Genomic DNA, 16,267 nt, shown 5'->3' with positions numbered 1-16,267 from the left:
CGCTGGAGCGCCTCTGGGTCAGTGGGCGTGCCCGGCTTGCTCATGCCCGGCGTGGCCGGCGTGACCGCCGTGTCCCGCTTGTTGCTCGTGCCCGTTTCCGGCCTGGGCTCCGGGCGCCACCATGAGCTGCAGCGGCTTGCCGACCACCGATCGCGTGGTCCGGGCCAGGGCCCGAGCCGACTCGATCAGCGCCTGCCCGGCCGGGGAATCCGGATCCGACAGCACGATGGGCCGGCCCTGGTCGCCGCCCTCCCGCACCGGCGGATACAGCGGAATCTGCCCGAGCAGCGGGACGGAAAGGGTCCGGGCCGCCTCCTCGCCGCCCCCCTCGCCGAAAATCGCCGTCCGCTCGCCGCAGTGCGGGCACACGAAGTGCGACATGTTCTCGATCACGCCGATCACCCGCTGGCGGACCTGCGCGGCCATCTTCCCGGCCCGTTCGGCCACCTTCCGCGCGGCGTCCTGCGGGGTTGTCACTACCAGCATGTACGCTCCCGGCAAGAACGAAGCCATTGACAGGGACACGTCGCCGGTCCCGGGAGGGAGGTCACACAGCAGGAAGTCGATCTCACCCCAATAGACGTCGCCCAGGAACTGCTGGACGGCCTTGTGGAGCATGGGACCGCGCCAGATCACGGGTTGCTCCTCGGGGACGAAGAACCCCATGGAGATGATCCGGACGCCGTGCGACTCCAGCGGCAGGATCATGTTGTTGAAGCCCACCGGCTGGCCGGACACGCCCATCATCCGGGGGATGGAGAAGCCCCACACGTCGGCGTCCAGGACACCGACCCGGTGTCCTTCCGCGGCCAGGGCCGCCGCCAGGTTCGCCGTCACGGTGGACTTGCCCACGCCGCCCTTCCCGGACGCCACGGCGATCACCGCGGTCTTGCCGTCGGTGAAGAAGGTGGGGGTCGCCGCCGCTCCGCCCCGCAGGCCGGTCACCATGTCCTGGCGCTGGGTGTCGGTCATCTCTCCCAGGATAACTTCGACCTCCGTGATCCCATCGACGGTGGCGAGCGCTCCTCGCACGTCCCGGTCGATGCGGTCGCGCAGGGGGCATCCCGCAATGGTCAAAAGGACGGTGACCCGGACCCGGCCGCCGTTCACGTCGATGCCCTTCAGCATGCCCAGGTCCTCGATGGGCTTGCCGATCTCGGGGTCGAGCACCTGGCGAAGGGCCTGGCGTACCTGTTCCTCGGTGACCACGTGTCTCCTTCGAAGCCTGGGCTCGCTCGGAGCGTCGAGCGGCGGATAATCATGTTTGGAACGGTGCTTACCGTAAGAACTTCCACTCGATGATACGACCCGACGGGAGAGCGTGAGGAGCGTGGCGGACCTCAAGGCCCTGGAGATCCACAAGGCCCTGGCCGACGACACGCGGTTCCGGCTGTACCGGCATCTCGGGCTGACCGGCCGGGCCGTCTCGGTCCGTGAGCTGTCCCGGCGGCTGTCCCTGCACCCCAACACGCTCCGCCCGCACCTCCGCCGGCTGGAGCGCGCCGGTCTGGTCACCCGGGAGGTCCGTCGCAGCACCAGCGTGGGGCGGCCCCAGACCCTGTACTCCCTGGCGGAGGCGACCGACGAGAGCCGGGACGGCGACTACCGCCTGCTGTCGGAGATCCTCCTCGGGTCGGTCTCGGGGAAGCGAGCCACCGGCCGGGCGGAGGACCTGGCCCGCGAATGGGGCGGCTACCTCGCGTCGCGGGTCGGCCCGAAGCCGGGGGTGAGGGTCCCGGCCGGCCGGAACCTGGCCGTGCTCCAGGAGGCCATGGCCAGGGCGGGGTTCGAGCCCCGGTTCCGCCGGCAGGGCCGGCAGCAGGTGGAGGTCCTGTTCCGGGACTGCCCGTTCCGGGAGCTGGTGGACGACCACCGGGAGCTCGTGTGCGCGCTGCACCGGGGGCTCCTGGAGGGCATGCTGGCCGCGGTGAGGCCCGCGCTCCAGGTGCTGGAGTTCCGCCCCTTCGCGGAACGCTCGATCTGCAAGTTGGTGGCGGCGAGCTGACCGGCTGGTCGCCGAGGATGCCCCGGCCGGCGGCCCGGGCGTGCCTGGCCTGAGCTTGGTCCGTTCAGGCCGTTCCCCGGCGTGCCGATACCACCACCGTGACCGAAGCTTCGTTTCCGCTGCCACTCCTCGCCACGGCGCAGGGGTCCGTCACTGCGCCTGCCGCCGGGTCCGAGGCCGCCGACGAGGCCGGGTCGGAGGCCGGGTCGGAGGCCGGGTCGGAGGCCGGTTCGGAGGCCGGTTCGGAGGCGCTCGCCCGCATGCTGTTCGAGATCCGGCGGGTGCCTCGTGCCCATTCGAGGATCACCCCGGAGATCGAGGGCCGGATCATGAACCGTTGCGTCATGGCCGCCATCGAGGTGCTCTCCGCGGCCGGAGCCTCGACCGAGCTCGCCGGTACGCCCGCACGACCGGTTGTCGAAGCCAGCTTCGGGGGCGAGGGTGCTCCGGAACGGGCGGCCAGGGCCGCGGAGCGGGTGCTGGCGTCGGTTCGCCGGGTCCAGCGAGCGGCGGAGAACGAGTTCCAGGTGGTGGGAGCCCTCACGGTGGGGACGATCGCTCGCATGTCCGGCGGCGTGATGGTCACCACCGGATCGTCGGACGGAGCGCTGCACCGTCTCCGGGAGCGAGCCGGGCCCGGGCAGATCCTGTTGTCGACGACCGCGTTCGAAGCATGCCACGACCTCATCGAGGCGACCCCGGCCACGACCGGCGACGGCATGGCCCAGGAGCAGGCCTACGTGTACGTCGGCCTGCGGCCCGGGCCCTCTGCCACGCACGACGCCTCGAACAGAAGCGCGCCATGAGCGATCCGCGCGAGCACGACATGGTCCAGCAGCTCCACGGGTGGCTGGGCGAGCTGGTCGAGGTCTCCGGGTCCGACCTGCACGTGAAGGTGGGGTCTGCGCCGCGCATCCGGGAGCAGGGGCGGCTCCGGCGCCTCCGCCGCGGTCCGCTCACCCCCGAGGAGACCGAGGCGCTGGCCCGGGAGATCGTCCCCGCGTGGCGCCGGCCTGACTTCGACGAGCAGGGCGAGGTGGACTTCGCGTACTCCGTGTCTGGCCTCGGCCGGTTCCGGGTGAACGCGTTCCGCCAGCGGGGGTCCGCCAGCATGGTGTTCCGTCTGCTGCACGTGGGCGGCGTCCCGTTCGACGAGCTTGGCCTCCCGGCGTCCGTCCGGGCCCTGACCGACGAGGCTCGGGGGCTGGTCCTGGTGACCGGACCGACCGGCTCGGGGAAGACCACCACGCTCGCCGCCATGATCGAGCACATCAACCGGACCAGGCCGGTCCACATCGTGACCATCGAGGACCCCATCGAGGTGCTGCACCCCGACCACGAGGCCCTGGTGGCGCAGCGGGAGGTCGGGCAGGACACCGGCGGCTTCCTTCAGGCCATCCGGGCGGCCCTCCGCCAGGACCCGGACGTCATCCTGATCGGCGAGATGCGCGACCCCGACACGGTGATGGCCGCGCTCCAGGCCGCCGAGACCGGCCACCTGGTGCTCTCGACCCTCCACACCTCGAACGCCGTGGAGACGGTGAACCGTGTGGTCGACTTCTTCCCGCCCATTCAGCAGAACCAGGCCCGGGTCACCCTGGCCTCGGCGCTTCGAGGCATCGTGTGCCAGCGGCTGGTCCCGACGGTGGACAAGAGGCGCACCGCCGCCGTGGAAGTCCTGGTGAACACCGGCCGGGTGGCCGAGCGGATCCTGGACCCTGCCCGCACCGAGGAGATCAAGGAAGTGATCCGCGAGGGCGGGTTCTACGGCATGCAGTCCTTCGACCAGTCGCTGCTGCAACTGGTGGAAGCCCGGCGCGTGGACGTGGAGGAAGCCATGGCGGCCGCGTCGGAGCCGCACGACTTCCAGCTCATGCTCCAGCAGGCCAGGCTGCTCCCCACGGGCTAGGGCGCCGGATTCGTCTCCTCCGCCGGCGCCGCGGGCTCCGCCGGCGCCGCGGGCTCCGAGGCAGGCTTTCCACTCCCGCCCACCCTGCCGTTGCCGCCGCCGCCCGCCGTGAACGACTTCGTCAGCCCCGACAGCCCGTTCAGCATGGTGGCGAGCTCCAGCGGCACCACGAACTTGGTCGAGGGCGAGGTCCCGATCACCTTCAGCGCGTCCAGGTACTGGAGGCTCATGGTGTTGGAGTCCAGGGTCTGCGCGATCTCGAAGATCTTCGACAGCGCCAGGGCGAAGCCCTCGGCCCGAAGGATGGCGGCCTGCCGGTCTCCCTCGGCGTTCAGGATGGCGGACTGCTTGTTCCCCTCGGCCACGGTGATGGCGGCCTGCTTGGTGCCCTCCGCCTCCGTGACCACGGCTCGACGGGTCCGCTCCGCCGACATCTGCCGGGTCATGGCCTCCTGGACCATGGGCGGCGGGATGATCTCGCGGATCTCCACGTTGGTGACCTTCACGCCCCACCGCTCGGTCACCTCGTCCAGCTTGGCCCGGAGGATCTCGTTCATGGTCTCCCGCTTGGCCAGGACGTCGTCCAGGGTCATGTCGCCGACCACGGAACGAAGCGTGGTGGCGGCGATGTTCTGCGCGGCACCCTCGAAGTTCTGCACCGACACCACCGACGTGGCGGCGTCGACGACCTTGGTGAACACGATGAAGTCGATCGAGATGGTGGCGTTGTCCTCGGTGATGGCCGACTGGTGCGGGATCTCCAGGTAGGCCTCCCGGAGGTCCACCCGGACCCCCCGGTCGATGATGGGGATCAGGATGATCAGCCCGGGCCCCTTCGTCCCGATGGCCCGGCCCAGGCGGAACACCATCATTCGCTGGTACTCGGGCACGATCTTGATAGCCTGCGGCAGGATCAGGATGAGCAGGAACAGCACCACCCCGATCCCGATGTATGCGCCCGTCACGTCGTTTCCCCCTCCCTCGTTCGTGCCACGGTGGGTGTCGCCGGCAGCGCGTCGATCGGCTCCACCCGAAGCCGGAGCCCCTCCGTCCCCACCACCCGGACCCGTGCTCCCGGGGGCACCGCCCCCGCCGTGGACTCGGCCGTCCACCGCTCCGAGGCCACCTGGACCACCCCGGTGGGCGCGAGCGCCGTCGTCACCACGCCCTCGGCGCCCACCAGGTTTCGCGTCGACATGCCGGGCGGCAGGTGCCGGACCCGCCACAGCGCGCTCAGCGCGAACCCGAAGAACAGCACCGCCCCGCCCGCCACCACGACGATCAGCCACGGCGACACCCGCGCGTTCGGGACGTGCGGATTGAACAGGAACAGCCCTCCCAGGACCAGCGTGACGGTCCCGGCCAGCGACCACACCCCGATCCCGGGGTGCTTCAGCTCGAGCAGGAAGAACACCGCCGACGCGATCAACAGGACGGCTCCGATCAGCTGGAACGGGAGCTCGCCGAACGACACGAACGACCCCACCAGGAACAGCGCGCCGAGCACCCCGGCCAGGATCCCCGGATGGATCAGCTCGAGGATGATCAGCCCGATCCCCAGGTAGAAGAACAGGAACGCCAGGTCCGGGGTGAACAGGCCGTGCAGGATGGAGAACCCCAGGCCCAGGCTCCGGGACTGGAGCACGGCCCCCTCCGTGTCGAGCGTGACGGTCCGGCCGTGCGCGACCGGGGCGGTTCGTCCGTTGAGCGTGTTCAGCAGGGAGGTCTCGTCCGGGCTGATGACGTCGATCACGCCGATACGGAGGGCCTCCTCGGCCGAGATGCTGACGGAGTTCCGGACCGCGTCCGCGGCCCACGTGGCGTTCCGGTCCCGCTCCTCGGCCAGGCTCTGGATGTACGCCACGGCGTCGTTGGTGACCTTGGACAGCTCGATGGCCCCGGACACCCCGACCGGATGGGCGGCCCCGATGTTGGTGCCCGGCGCCATGGCGGCCACCGAACACGAGTACATGATGAACGTCCCCGCAGAAGCGGCTCGGGCCCCCGAAGGGGAGACGAAGCAGATCACCGGGACCGTCGAGTTCAGGATGGCCTGGGTGATCTGGCGCATGGAGGAGTCCAGGCCGCCGGGGGTGTCGATGGTCAGCAGCACGGCGGCGGCGTCCTCGTCCTGCGCCGCGGCGATCCCGGACTTGATGTAGCCGGCCTCGAAGGGATCCACCACGCCCGACAGCCGCATGGTGACGACCACGGGGCTGCCGGATGCGCCGTGGGCGGGAGCGGCTGCCGCGAACGGCGCCAGTGCCGCCACGGTCAACGCGAGGAGGCGGACCGCCCCAAACTTGGACATGCCGCGCATCGCTCGCACCACTTCATCATCCCACCCACGAGAGGGGGGCGAAAGGCACGCTGACCTGCCGGGGAACTCCGGGGCCCGCAAGCGCATAATGACTGGCATGGTCAGGGCAAGCCTCGCCTCGCATCCCTCCCGTATACCTCGACGAGGCAGCGGAGCCGCCTGATGCTCCAGCCGGACGGCCCGCTCTCGGCACGGGAGGAACAAGCGCTGGTGCAGCAACTGCTGGAAGGCGACGAGGACGCGGTGCGCACGATCTACGGGCGCTTTGGACGTCCCGTGTACAGCCTCGGCCTGCGCCTGCTGGGAAGCTCCGAGGCCGCCGAGGAGCTGACCCAGGACGTCTTCCTCACCGCGTGGCGCAAGGCCGGCCGGTTCGACGCCTCCAGGGGGCGCCTGTCCACCTGGTTGATGGCTATCGCCCACAACCTGGCCGTCGACCGGCTCCGGCGCGACAACGGCGCCGCCCGGCCCAGCCTGGTGTTCATGAGCGAGCTCCCCGAGCACGCCTCCGAGGACGGCTCGGAGCCGGTGCTGGAGCGCGACGTCGCCCGCCGGGCCATGGAGTCCCTGTCCGCGGCGGAGCGCCGGCTGCTGGTGCAGGCCTATTTCCGGGGCCACACCGCCAGGGAGATCGCGGAGGCCGACGGCGTTCCCCTGGGCACCGTGAAGACGCGCCTGCGGACGGCCCTGATCAAGCTCCGCCGGGCCAACGCAGGGAAGGACCTGTGATGGACTGCCTGCCGGTCCGGGAGCGTCTCACCGAGTACGCCCTGTCGAACATGGACCCGCAAGAGCGGGCCTTCGTGGAACGGCACCTGGAGTGGTGCGCGGGGTGCCGGAAGGAGGCCGCCGAGCTGACCTCGGCCGCCGCCCTGGCGGGCGAGGCCGTGCCCCAGGCCGATCCGCCGGCCGATCTCGAGGACCGGGTGGTGCACGCCGTCCGCGCCGTGGCAGGGAGGGCACCCCGGCCGGCCCGGGGGCGCCGGATTCGCCGGGTGGTGGCGGTCGGCGTCGCCGCAGCCCTGGTGGCCGTGGTGGCGTTCGGTTGGGGCGGGACCCTCGCCCGGGAGCAGAGCGCCAGCCAGCGCCTCCACGAGGCCCAGCTACAGTCCCGCCTGCTCGGCGAGCGGCTGGCCAGGCTGATCTCCCAGTTCGTCCCGGACAAGAACCAGCAGGTCGGACCGCGGGACCATCTTCTCGAATCCCAGCTCGCGCCCACGGCGGGGCACCAGGGCGGAGGAAGCGCCGCGGTGTTCATCTCGCCCCAGCAGAACGACTGGGCCCTCATCGTCGTGGGGGGCCTATCGCAGAAGACTGCTCCGTACCGGGTCACGCTGCGCAACCAGTACGGTCAGTTCGCGTACGTGGGGTCGATCTCCAAGCTCGACGCGGGCGGCGGCGCCTCCGTCTGGCACGAGTACCAGCAGCACCTCAACGGCTACAGCGACGTGATCGTGAAGGACCGGACCGGGCGGATCGTGCTCGCGGGGAGCATCGCGCCGACGCCGGTGGCGACGGCCACGCCGTAGCGGCCGCCCCCGCCCGAGCGTTCCTGGCGGTCCGCGTCAGGCCGACAGCTTCTGCACCAGGTAGGCCAGGCTCTTCGGGTACCGGTACTCGATCCCAATGTGCGTCGCGTCGAACAGCTCGAGGAAATGGTCGACTCCCAGCTTCTCGAGCTCCTTCGACACCGCCACCGTCCCGTTGTCGAGGTACCACTCGTCGCGGGTCCCCGCGTCGAGGTAGACGGCCCGGAGCGACCGAACGGCGTCGGCGCGCTGGGGGATCATCCGGACCGGGTCCCAGGCCAGCCAGCGCTGCCACACCTCGTCGACGAGCTTCCCGGTGGAGGGCTCATAGGGCAGGCGCACCGTGCCGTCCTCGTCCGCCGAGTAGCACGCCGCCATGCACCAGTCGTTCAGCAGCGTGCCGTCGGAGTCCTTGCTGAACGCCGGCCGGGACCGGAAGTCCTCCCAGAACTTCTCGAACGATCCCTCGTAGTCCTGGCGGAGCGTCCGCACCGACTCGCGGAACCCGGGGAGGTAGCAGGCCTCGAACAGGGAGTCGCCAGCGTGGGAGGCCAGGCCGGAGAACAGGTCCGGACGGAGCATCGGCGTGATCAGGGCGCCGTAGCCGCCGCTCGACTTCCCCTGGATGCCGCGCCGCTCCCGTGACGGATCGGTCCGGTAGTGCTGATCGACGAACGGCACGATCTCGTCGCACAGGTAGTCGTGGTACCGGCCGGTGCCGGCGGAGTTGACGAACTGGCTTCCTCCCAGGGACGTCCAGGCGTCGACGTACACGACGATGGCCGGCCCGATCTCGCCGGAGGCCATGCCGGCGTCGACCAGCTCCGGGAAGTTCAGCCGGAACGCGGTCCGGTTCCGCCACATGTCCAGCTGGCCGGTCAGTCCCTGGATGGCGTACACGGAGACGTACCGGCGATCCTGGTCGTCGTCGTAGCCCGGGGGGACGTGCACCCACAGTGGACGGGTGGCGGGGTCGCCCAGTGCATTCCCGGCCAGTGCCTGGCTCTCGATGACGTGCTCATCGATCCGTCCGGCGAACTCCATGCTCCAGGGCTTCATGCGACCTCCTCCATGTTTGCCGGTCAGGGGCGCATCGTAGCCGAGGTCGCATGGAAGACCCGGCGCCACTAGGACTTCTTCGCGTGGAGATCGGGTTCGCTGAAGCTGACCGAGAGCGTCCCGGAGAGCGTCATGGGCGGGGCGTTGGATCCGGGCGGCAGGCCCGTGGCGCTCATCGTCGCGTCGATGGTGGCCTGTCCGGAGAAGGAGAGCATCCGGCCGGCGGTGGGATCGAACCAGCTGGTGACGTCCTCGGTCACCGTACCGCGGTACACGATCTGCAGGTGGGTTCCCGGAGGGAGGCCGGGAGCCTTCCCCCCGAGGGCCTGAAGGAGCTGCGCGGCGTCCAGGGTCAGATCGATCGGGATGAGCGCGTGGTCCTGCAACACCGCAGCCCTCGTCCCCTGAACCCGCTGATATCGAACGAAGGTGACCTGCTCCGACAGGTGGAGGTCGTTCCCCGTTCCGAACGGGAAGGAGGCCGTGGCCGCCCGAGTCCACGTGTCGCCGGGCTGGACGGGATGATCCGGGAGCAGGGAGATGAGTTCATCGCTCGTCGGGACGAGGTCGAAGCTGGTCGGTGAGCCCTTCTTCGTATCGGCTGCCGGCATCAGCCGTCCGTCCGGCGCGATCTTCTGGACGACCACGGTCTGGGTTCTTCCGGCATCGGGTGGCAGCCGCCGTCCGTTGACGACGCCCGCCCCGCGCGACGCGGTCACCCTGACGGTCGCGGTCCCGTCCGGTTCGACCGAGACCACGTGCATGGCGATGAGCTCGTTCACGTCCGCCTTCAACGGGTAGGTCCGGCCGGCCGCCGAGAACGCGAGGTCCGACGACAGATGCATTCGGTACTTCAGGGTCTTGCCCTGCTCGAAGCTCATGGCCAGCGCGACGCCGCCGGTGCTTCCCCGGCCGAAGAGGAACACCACCGCTCCGGCGGCCAGCGCGACGACGAGGGCGAGGGCGAGCGCGATCCGCCTGAACGAGCGTCCTCCCGAGGGCGCCTTCGAGGACTGGGCCGCCCACGAGGTGGGGAGCTGGGCTGCAGGGGCCGGCATCGGCTTCGGGTGCTCTGCGCGAAGCGGACTGGGAGGCGTTTCGGGCGGCGGGATGGTCGCGAAGATGCCGACGGTGGTGGGCGGCGGCGAAGCGGTCAGGGGTCCGGCGGGAAGGGGAATGGGTCCCTCGGGCGTGGCGGGCTCATGCGGAGGGACCTCGGGCGCGGGCGCAGGCGCGCGGGTCTCGGGTACGGCCGTGGGGGCGCCCTGCCCGTGCGGACGGGCCTCTCGATGCTCCCAATCGAAGGGGTCCACCCGAGTAGGGTCGACGGGGGGAGGCGGACACTTGAGCGTCGCGCTCGGTGAGCGAAGGAGGGGCCTCCGGGACCGCCCTCGCCGGGTCGGTGGATATGATCGGGCCCGTGGCGGTCTTCTCGGACCTGGTGGGAATCGGCCTGGCCGGCGGTCAGGGGGTCCGCGCTCGCCCGCTCACCCTCAAGGCCCCGGGGTACCTGCGATCCAAGGCCGCCATGTCGTTCCTGGGGCGGCGGCTGATCCGGTGGGTGATGCAGATCCTGACCCACGAGGGGATGAAGGACTTCTACATCATCGCCCACGGCAAGGAGAACCGGTACCAGATCAAGGTCATGATCGGCTACGGCGAGGAGTTCGGCGTGAACGTCATGTACTCGCCGGTGAAGTTCGACGTGCTCACCACCGGCAGCGCCGATTCGACCCTTCGCATGCTCGAGTACTGGGACCTCACCGGGCCCTGCCTGGTGTTCCCCACCGATTCCATCTTCGACTTCGACCTGGAGCCCATGTACCGGGCCCACCTCGAGTCGGGCGCGACGGTCACGGTCGCCGCCATGACCCGGGCACCCGTCCAGGTGGCCGAGAAATACGGCGTGATGCTGACCACGCCCGACGCCCGGATCCGGGAGTTCGTGGAAAAGCCAACGCTGGCCGAGCTCCGCGAGCACTTCGCCGTGCACGACGAGAGCGAGTTCGACCGGCTCCCCCTGCTCACCAACGCGGGCTTCTACCTGATCGACGCGAAGGCCCTACGCGAGGTGTCCGGCACGACCGAGATCGCCTCGCTCCGCCGGTCTCGCCTCGACTTCGGCAAGGACCTGCTGCCGTGGCTAGTCGGCAACGGCCACCCCGTGTACGCCCACACCGTGCGGAGGATCGGCGACCTCGGCAACGTGGAGGACTTCCTGGAGACGATGGTCGATGCGCTTCACGGTAACTTCGAGTCGGTCTCGCGCCTGCTGGGGCCGCCGCTCGACCCCGACCGACGGGTGTGGATCGCACCGGAATCGCTGGGGATGCGGGACTCGCTGACCGGCAAGACCCTGGCCGAGAAGCTGGGGGAGGGGCTGGTGACCATCGGTCCGGCCGTGCGAATCGGGCGCTATTGCGAGATCGGTCCCGGCGTGGTGATCACGGAATCGAACCTGGACGACGACATCGAGGTGCGGGAAGGCGCGTTCATCTCCCGCTCCCAGATCCGCGACGGCGCGATCATCGGGCCGAACGCCGTGCTCCGGGACGCGGTCATCGGTTCGATGAGCGAGATCCGCTCGGAGCCGTCGAACCCCACCATGATCCAGGGAGACGTGGCCCTGGGGGACGAGGTCGTCGTGTACGCGGGGGTCCACCTGTCGGGCGACATCGCGGTCTATCCGCGCCTGAAGATCCCGGCCGGCATCTCCGTGCCGTCGGGGACGGACCTCACCGGCCCGGACGACGTCCTGAAGTACCTGTGATGGGAGTGACGGGAGTCCGCTGATGCGATTCGGCCTGGCGCTTCCCCACTACGACTTCTCGGGTCCCGATCCTGGGCCGGTGACGTTCGATCGCCTGGCCGAGATCGCGAAGCTGGCGGAGCGGTTGGGATTCTCATCGGTGTGGATCTCGGACCATTTTTTCCTCCGCCTGACCCGCTACGGGGGCGGCCCGGAGGTCCAGGGCTCCACCGAGCCGATGGTCGCGCTGGCCGGCCTGGCCATGGCCACCGAGCGGGTTCGCCTGGGCACGCTGGTGCTGTGCTCGTCGTTTCGTCATCCGGGCATCGTGGCCAAGATGGCCACGGCCGTGGACCTGCTGTCCGGCGGACGGCTGGATCTCGGGATCGGCGCCGGGTGGTACCAGGAGGAATACGAGGCATTCGGATATCCGTACGGCTCCGTGAGGGAGCGGTTCGAGGTCCTCGAGGAGACCCTGGAGGTGCTCGGCCTTCTCTTCGGCGACGGCCCGGCAACCTTCCAGGGCAAGCACTTTCGGCTGGACGGCGCCTACAACCGCCCGGCCCCGGAGGGCCGGCCTCCGATCTGGCTCGGGGCCAAGGGCGGGCCGAGGGCGCTTCGACTGGCGGCCAGGCATGCCGACGGATGGAACACCGTGTGGCGGTGGACGGTCCCCGACTACGCGGAGCTGGTCGCCGAGGCCCGGCGGATCTGCGAGCAGGAAGGCCGGGACCCCGGCACGCTGCGGCTGTCGGTGGGGCTCTATTCCCTGGTGGGGGAGGACCGGGCCGACCTCGAAGCTCGGTACGCCGCCATGCAGCGGTGGGCGCCGGGGGCCGCGATCGACGCCGTTTCGCTGGACGAATGGGCCACCGGCGCCCTGGTCGGTACCCCTGAGGAAGTCCGGGAGACGGTCGGGCAATTCGAGGAATTGGGCGTCGAGGAGCTGATCGTGTCGCTGGGCCCGCTGCCGTTCAGCGTGTACGACCGATCGGCCATCGAGGCGTTGGCCGAGGCGGTCATGGCGAACACCTCGCGGCCGTGACGTGGAGGTCCTCGAGGCTGCCCTCACCGTGCTGCGCGAGGAGGGCGTGGCTCTTCACTGGACCGTGATCCAGGACCTCGCGCTCAAGCGCGGGTATCTCGACCCGTTCACCCAACGCAACATCCGCCAGGACCTCGTCGCCGCTCTGGCCAGGGCGGCCCGGGACGGGAACCTGGAGCGGGAGGGCAAGGGCGTGTATCGCCTGCCGTGAACCGGGCCACTTCCTGCGCGACGCTCGCTCAGGGCCACGTCGAAACTGCCGCAGACGGCGGCGAAAATGCGCTGGATTTGGAGACGCCCGCTAGGAGGCCGTGGTGGTGGGGGTCTTGCGAGGCCGGCCCCGAGGACGCTTGGGCAGGCCGGCGGCCGCCACCACGCCGCGCCGGCGGCCGGGCCGCGGACGCCTGGCCCCCGCGATCAGCTCGGCGACGTGCCGGTCGCACAGGTCCTTGGCCCAACTTCGCCGTCCGACCTTGATCGTTGCCGTCTGGGTCGCGGGCTGACCGCATACATCGCAGACCAGGATGGTCCGTTCACCCATCGGATCACTCCTTCCCGGGGGTAGGGCTCGTTGCGCACAGCATAGTGGGATGTTGCATATCACGCAGCGATGCGCCGCTGGTTTGGGGAGGACTGCCGGAAAAATCCGCGCGACGTCGTGCCGGGCCGCTAGCGGCGATAGGCCACCCGGGAGATGCGGTCGAGCTTCTCGAACTCGTGCTGGGCCTCGATGTAGCGGACGGTCCCCGAGCGGGATCGCATCACCATCGAGGACGTGACCGCACCGGAGGAGGAGTAGCTCACCCCTTGCAGCAGCGCCCCGTTCGTGATGCCGGTGGCGGCGAAGAACACGTCCTGTCCCGACACCAGGTCGTCGATGGTGAGGACGGCATCGATGTCATAGCCGCCGTCGAGGAGCTGCTGGCGTTCGTCGTCGTTCCGCGGATACAGGCGGCCCTGCATGCCGCCCCCGAGGCACTTCAGGGCTCCCGCGGCGATCACCCCTTCCGGCGTCCCGCCGATCCCCATGAGCATGTCGATGCCCGAGGCCGGCAGCGCGGAGGCGATGGCGGGGGCGACGTCGCCGTCGGTGATCAGGAACACGCGGGCTCCCACCTCGCGGACGCTCGAGATCATCTCCTGGTGCCGGTCCCGGTCCAGGATCACCACCGTGATCTCCTCGGGCGAGACACCCTTGGCCTTGGCCACGCGGCGCACGTTCTCGTCCGGCGGCGCGGTGATGTCGAGGGCGTCCACGGTCTCTGGCCCGGTGGCCACCTTCTCCATGTACACCGCGGCCCCGGGGAAGAACATGGTGCCGCGCTCGGCCAGCGCCACCACCGACAGGGCGTTGGGCTGCCCAACGGACGTGAGCCTGGTTCCATCGATCGGATCGACCGCCACGTCCACGGCCGGGCCCGAGCCGTTGCCGACCGGCTCCCCGTTGAACAGCATCGGCGCCTCGTCCTTCTCGCCCTCGCCGATCACGATCACGCCGTCCATGGCCACCGTGTCCAGCATCAGGCGCATGGCGTCGACCGCCGCCTGGTCCGCGGCTTCCTTGTCCCCCCGCCCCACCCACCTGCCGGCCGCCAGCGCGGCGGCCTCCGTGACCCGCACGAGCTCGAGCGCGAGGTTGCGATCCGGCCGTTCCTGCTGCATCAGCACAACACCTCCAGCACGTGACGGGGGTCATACCCCTCGAACAGCACCCGGTACACCGCGAGATGGTAGGGGAGGTCGAGTCCGGCTTCCGTGATCAGCCGACGGACGTGCCGGGCGTTGTCGAGGCCCTCCACCGTCAGGCCGCGTTCCCGCATGGCGTGGACGATCTCGGCGGGCTTGCCGCCCTCGCCGACCAGCTCGCCGAACAGGCGGTTCCGGCCGCCCAGCCCGGTGACCACGATGTCGCCGAAGCCGGGAAGGCCCAGCGCGGTCTCGGCCCGTCCTCCCAGGGCCACCACCAGCGTGGCGAGCTCCGACGCCGCCCGCACGAACAGCGCCGCCTTGGCGTTCTGAAGCGGCATGCTCTGGAGCTTCGACAGGCCGTCCAGGATGCCCAGGCCGATCGCGGACACGTTCTTGACCACCGCGCAGTACTCGACGCCCAGGACGTCGTCGCTGAACGTGATCTGGTAGTGGCGGTCCGCGACGGGCTCACCGGCGGCCCGGGCCGCCTCCACGGAGCTCCCGGCCCACACCACCGCGGACGGGGATCCCTCCGCCAGCTCGGGGGCCAGGCAGGGCCCGCCCACCGCGACGATGGACGCCACCGGGAGCTCCTGCGCGTAGATGGCGGAGGCGCGCATGCCGGTCTCGGTCTCCAGCCCCTTGGCCACGGACACCACCGAATGCGCTCCCGCCACCGCGCCGGCGACCATGCGGGCCAGCGACCGGGCCCCGTCGGAGTGCGCGGCCATGACGGCGATCTCCACGCCGTCGGCGGCGGAACCGAGGTCCTCCGGCCCGAACAGCGCGACGCCGGCGGGGAGGTGCTCGGGGAGCGAGGGATGGCGTCCCTCGCTCTTCATGGCCTCGAAGACCGCGCGGTCGTGCGGGTTGGCCCACAGCGAGACGTCCTGGCCCCGGCGGGCCGTGTGCATGGCGAGCGCCGTGCCCATCGCGCCCGCTCCGAACACCGTGATTCGTGCCATGGCCGCCAAACCATAATGGGCGCCATGCCAGGGCGGCATCCTCCGGGGGCCCCGGTGCCGGCAGGGCTTCCGGCCCGAGCCGTCCCGTCGCGCCTCGACTACCCGCTGCTGACGCTGGGCGTGGTGGCGGTGTCTTTCTCCGCGGTGCTGATCCGGTGGGCGGACGCGCCGGGACTTTCCGTCGCGCTGTGGCGCGACGCCATCGCCGCCGCCCTGGTGGTGCCGCTGGCGATCGTCCGGCATCGGGAAGAGCTGCTCCGGCTCACCCGCCGCCAGGTCCTCCTGGCCGTGGCCTCCGGCGCGATGCTGGCGGTGCACTTCGCCACGTGGATCCCCTCGCTCTCCTACACGAGCGTGGCCGCCAGCGTCGTGCTGGTGACGACGCAGCCGGTGTGGACGGCGCTGCTGGGACGGGCCATGGGGGAGCGGCTCCCCGCGGCGGCCCTCGGCGGCATCGCCGTGGCCCTGGCGGGAGCGGGCGTGGTGTCCGGCGGCGACTTCACCGTGTCGTCCCGAGCCGCGTTCGGCGACGCCCTGGCCCTGGCCGGCGCCGTCAGCGCGGCCGGCTACTTCCTGGTGGGGCGGAACCTTCGGCAGGACCTGTCGCTCCTCCCGTACGTGGCCATCGTGTACACGTCCTGCGCGGTCCTCCTGGTGCCGGCGGTCGCGATCGCCGGGGAGCCGTTCGGGGGGTTCCCCGCCCGGACGTGGGGCCTGTTCGTGCTGATGGCGCTGGTGCCGCACATCATGGGGCACACCGTCTTCAACTACCTGCTCCGCCACATCGAGGCCACCGTGGTGGCCATCGCCATCATGGGGGAGCCGATCGGCGCGTCCCTCCTGGCCCTGGCCTTCTTCGGGGAGGTGCCCCGGTGGACCGCCGTGGCGGGCGGCCTGCTCATCCTGGCCGGCATCTACGTCGCGATCACCCGGAGCCGGCGGGTGGTCGAGGCGCCCGTGGACTGACCCTCCCTTTCGTTCTCCGGGGTGTTCGAGC

Annotated in this window: 17 protein-coding genes; 9 read left to right on the top strand and 8 right to left on the bottom strand. The window is 70.6% G+C overall.

What is annotated here, in order from left to right; all coding sequences use genetic code 11:
- Window positions 1-18 precede the first annotated feature (18 nt).
- Window positions 19-1,170 (bottom strand): Mrp/NBP35 family ATP-binding protein, encoded by a 1,152-nt coding sequence (locus M3Q23_01880; GenBank protein ID MDP9340860.1) that lies wholly within the window; start codon window positions 1,168-1,170, stop codon window positions 19-21.
- A gap of 160 nt (window positions 1,171-1,330) precedes the next feature.
- Here M3Q23_01880 and M3Q23_01875 point away from each other — a divergent pair, with 160 nt between their 5' ends.
- The 3 genes from M3Q23_01875 to M3Q23_01865 all read left to right on the top strand — a co-directional run bounded on the left by M3Q23_01875 (window position 1,331) and on the right by M3Q23_01865 (window position 3,914).
- Entirely contained in the window at window positions 1,331-2,005 is a 675-nt protein-coding gene (locus M3Q23_01875) for a helix-turn-helix domain-containing protein (protein MDP9340859.1), read from the top strand.
- Window positions 2,006-2,103: 98 nt separating this feature from the next.
- Entirely contained in the window at window positions 2,104-2,811 is a 708-nt protein-coding gene (locus tag M3Q23_01870; GenBank protein ID MDP9340858.1) for a hypothetical protein, read from the top strand.
- Window positions 2,808-3,914, top strand: a complete 1,107-nt coding sequence (locus M3Q23_01865) for a PilT/PilU family type 4a pilus ATPase (GenBank protein ID MDP9340857.1) — start codon at window positions 2,808-2,810, stop codon at window positions 3,912-3,914. The genes M3Q23_01870 and M3Q23_01865 overlap by 4 nt, the downstream gene beginning before the upstream one ends.
- Here the strand turns inward: M3Q23_01865 and M3Q23_01860 are convergent.
- Window positions 3,911-4,879: an SPFH domain-containing protein gene (locus M3Q23_01860; GenBank protein MDP9340856.1), complete on the bottom strand. Its 969-nt coding sequence runs from the start codon at window positions 4,877-4,879 to the stop codon at window positions 3,911-3,913. The genes M3Q23_01865 and M3Q23_01860 overlap by 4 nt on opposite strands.
- Window positions 4,876-6,234 carry a nodulation protein NfeD gene (locus M3Q23_01855; protein ID MDP9340855.1) on the bottom strand — a complete coding sequence of 453 codons (1,359 nt, stop codon included), beginning with the start codon at window positions 6,232-6,234 and terminating at the stop codon, window positions 4,876-4,878. Before M3Q23_01855 ends, M3Q23_01860 begins: the two co-directional genes overlap by 4 nt.
- A 162-nt stretch (window positions 6,235-6,396) precedes the next feature.
- On the opposite strand from M3Q23_01855, the gene M3Q23_01850 reads away from it, so the two are divergent.
- Together M3Q23_01850 and M3Q23_01845 are read left to right on the top strand one after the other, a co-directional pair.
- Entirely contained in the window at window positions 6,397-6,963 is a 567-nt protein-coding gene (locus M3Q23_01850) for a sigma-70 family RNA polymerase sigma factor (protein ID MDP9340854.1), read from the top strand.
- The gene (locus tag M3Q23_01845; protein MDP9340853.1) at window positions 6,963-7,763 is read left to right on the top strand and encodes a zf-HC2 domain-containing protein; all 801 of its coding nucleotides are present in this window, start codon (window positions 6,963-6,965) and stop codon (window positions 7,761-7,763) included. Before M3Q23_01850 ends, M3Q23_01845 begins: the two co-directional genes overlap by 1 nt.
- A 36-nt stretch (window positions 7,764-7,799) precedes the next feature.
- On the opposite strand, the gene M3Q23_01840 is transcribed toward M3Q23_01845, so the two are convergent.
- On the bottom strand, window positions 7,800-8,822 hold the full coding sequence (locus M3Q23_01840) for an alpha/beta hydrolase-fold protein (GenBank protein MDP9340852.1): 1,023 nt from the start codon (window positions 8,820-8,822) through the stop codon (window positions 7,800-7,802).
- A 68-nt stretch (window positions 8,823-8,890) separates the two neighbouring features.
- Complete coding sequence (locus tag M3Q23_01835) at window positions 8,891-9,880, bottom strand: hypothetical protein (protein ID MDP9340851.1); 990 nt, start codon at window positions 9,878-9,880, stop codon at window positions 8,891-8,893.
- A 362-nt stretch (window positions 9,881-10,242) separates the two neighbouring features.
- Here M3Q23_01835 and M3Q23_01830 point away from each other — a divergent pair, with 362 nt between their 5' ends.
- Genes M3Q23_01830 through M3Q23_01820 form a run of 3 tightly spaced genes read left to right on the top strand, consistent with a single transcriptional unit; the run spans window position 10,243 to window position 12,827 of the window.
- A complete protein-coding gene (locus tag M3Q23_01830; protein MDP9340850.1) occupies window positions 10,243-11,592 on the top strand; it encodes an NDP-sugar synthase in 1,350 nt (449 codons plus the stop codon).
- 22 nt (window positions 11,593-11,614) lie between these two features.
- Window positions 11,615-12,616 carry an LLM class flavin-dependent oxidoreductase gene (locus tag M3Q23_01825; protein MDP9340849.1) on the top strand — a complete coding sequence of 334 codons (1,002 nt, stop codon included), beginning with the start codon at window positions 11,615-11,617 and terminating at the stop codon, window positions 12,614-12,616.
- 1 nt (window position 12,617) lies between these two features.
- A complete protein-coding gene (locus tag M3Q23_01820; GenBank protein MDP9340848.1) occupies window positions 12,618-12,827 on the top strand; it encodes a winged helix-turn-helix domain-containing protein in 210 nt (69 codons plus the stop codon).
- Between the two features lie 90 nt (window positions 12,828-12,917).
- Here the strand turns inward: M3Q23_01820 and M3Q23_01815 are convergent, their stop codons facing one another.
- From M3Q23_01815 to M3Q23_01805, 3 genes are all read right to left on the bottom strand, one after another.
- Window positions 12,918-13,157 (bottom strand): hypothetical protein, encoded by a 240-nt coding sequence (locus tag M3Q23_01815; protein ID MDP9340847.1) that lies wholly within the window; start codon window positions 13,155-13,157, stop codon window positions 12,918-12,920.
- 128 nt (window positions 13,158-13,285) lie between these two features.
- Window positions 13,286-14,278 (bottom strand): class II fructose-bisphosphatase, encoded by a 993-nt coding sequence (gene glpX, locus M3Q23_01810; GenBank protein ID MDP9340846.1) that lies wholly within the window; start codon window positions 14,276-14,278, stop codon window positions 13,286-13,288.
- The gene (locus tag M3Q23_01805) at window positions 14,278-15,270 is read right to left on the bottom strand and encodes a hypothetical protein (GenBank protein ID MDP9340845.1); all 993 of its coding nucleotides are present in this window, start codon (window positions 15,268-15,270) and stop codon (window positions 14,278-14,280) included. The genes glpX and M3Q23_01805 overlap by 1 nt, the downstream gene beginning before the upstream one ends.
- 54 nt (window positions 15,271-15,324) lie before the next feature.
- On the opposite strand from M3Q23_01805, the gene M3Q23_01800 reads away from it, so the two are divergent.
- Complete coding sequence (locus M3Q23_01800) at window positions 15,325-16,236, top strand: DMT family transporter (protein ID MDP9340844.1); 912 nt, start codon at window positions 15,325-15,327, stop codon at window positions 16,234-16,236.
- Window positions 16,237-16,267 lie beyond the last annotated feature (31 nt).

Source organism: Actinomycetota bacterium (assembly GCA_030774015.1).
GTDB lineage: Bacteria > Actinomycetota > UBA4738 > UBA4738 > JACQTL01 > JALYLZ01.
This window is presented reverse-complemented; position numbering and strand designations above follow the sequence as displayed.

Excerpts from the sequence above, each read along its gene's own strand:
- M3Q23_01825 (MDP9340849.1), top strand. The coding sequence starts at position 11,615 with ATGCGATTCGGCCTGGCGCTTCCCCACTACGACTTCTCGGGTCCCGAT.
- M3Q23_01865 (MDP9340857.1), top strand. The coding sequence starts at position 2,808 with ATGAGCGATCCGCGCGAGCACGACATGGTCCAGCAGCTCCACGGGTGG.
- glpX (MDP9340846.1), bottom strand. The coding sequence starts at position 14,278 with ATGCAGCAGGAACGGCCGGATCGCAACCTCGCGCTCGAGCTCGTGCGG.
- M3Q23_01815 (MDP9340847.1), bottom strand. The coding sequence starts at position 13,157 with ATGGGTGAACGGACCATCCTGGTCTGCGATGTATGCGGTCAGCCCGCG.
- M3Q23_01840 (MDP9340852.1), bottom strand. The coding sequence starts at position 8,822 with ATGAAGCCCTGGAGCATGGAGTTCGCCGGACGGATCGATGAGCACGTC.
- M3Q23_01855 (MDP9340855.1), bottom strand. The coding sequence starts at position 6,234 with ATGCGCGGCATGTCCAAGTTTGGGGCGGTCCGCCTCCTCGCGTTGACC.
- M3Q23_01850 (MDP9340854.1), top strand. The coding sequence starts at position 6,397 with ATGCTCCAGCCGGACGGCCCGCTCTCGGCACGGGAGGAACAAGCGCTG.
- M3Q23_01835 (MDP9340851.1), bottom strand. The coding sequence starts at position 9,880 with ATGCCGGCCCCTGCAGCCCAGCTCCCCACCTCGTGGGCGGCCCAGTCC.
- M3Q23_01845 (MDP9340853.1), top strand. The coding sequence starts at position 6,963 with ATGGACTGCCTGCCGGTCCGGGAGCGTCTCACCGAGTACGCCCTGTCG.
- M3Q23_01805 (MDP9340845.1), bottom strand. The coding sequence starts at position 15,270 with ATGGCACGAATCACGGTGTTCGGAGCGGGCGCGATGGGCACGGCGCTC.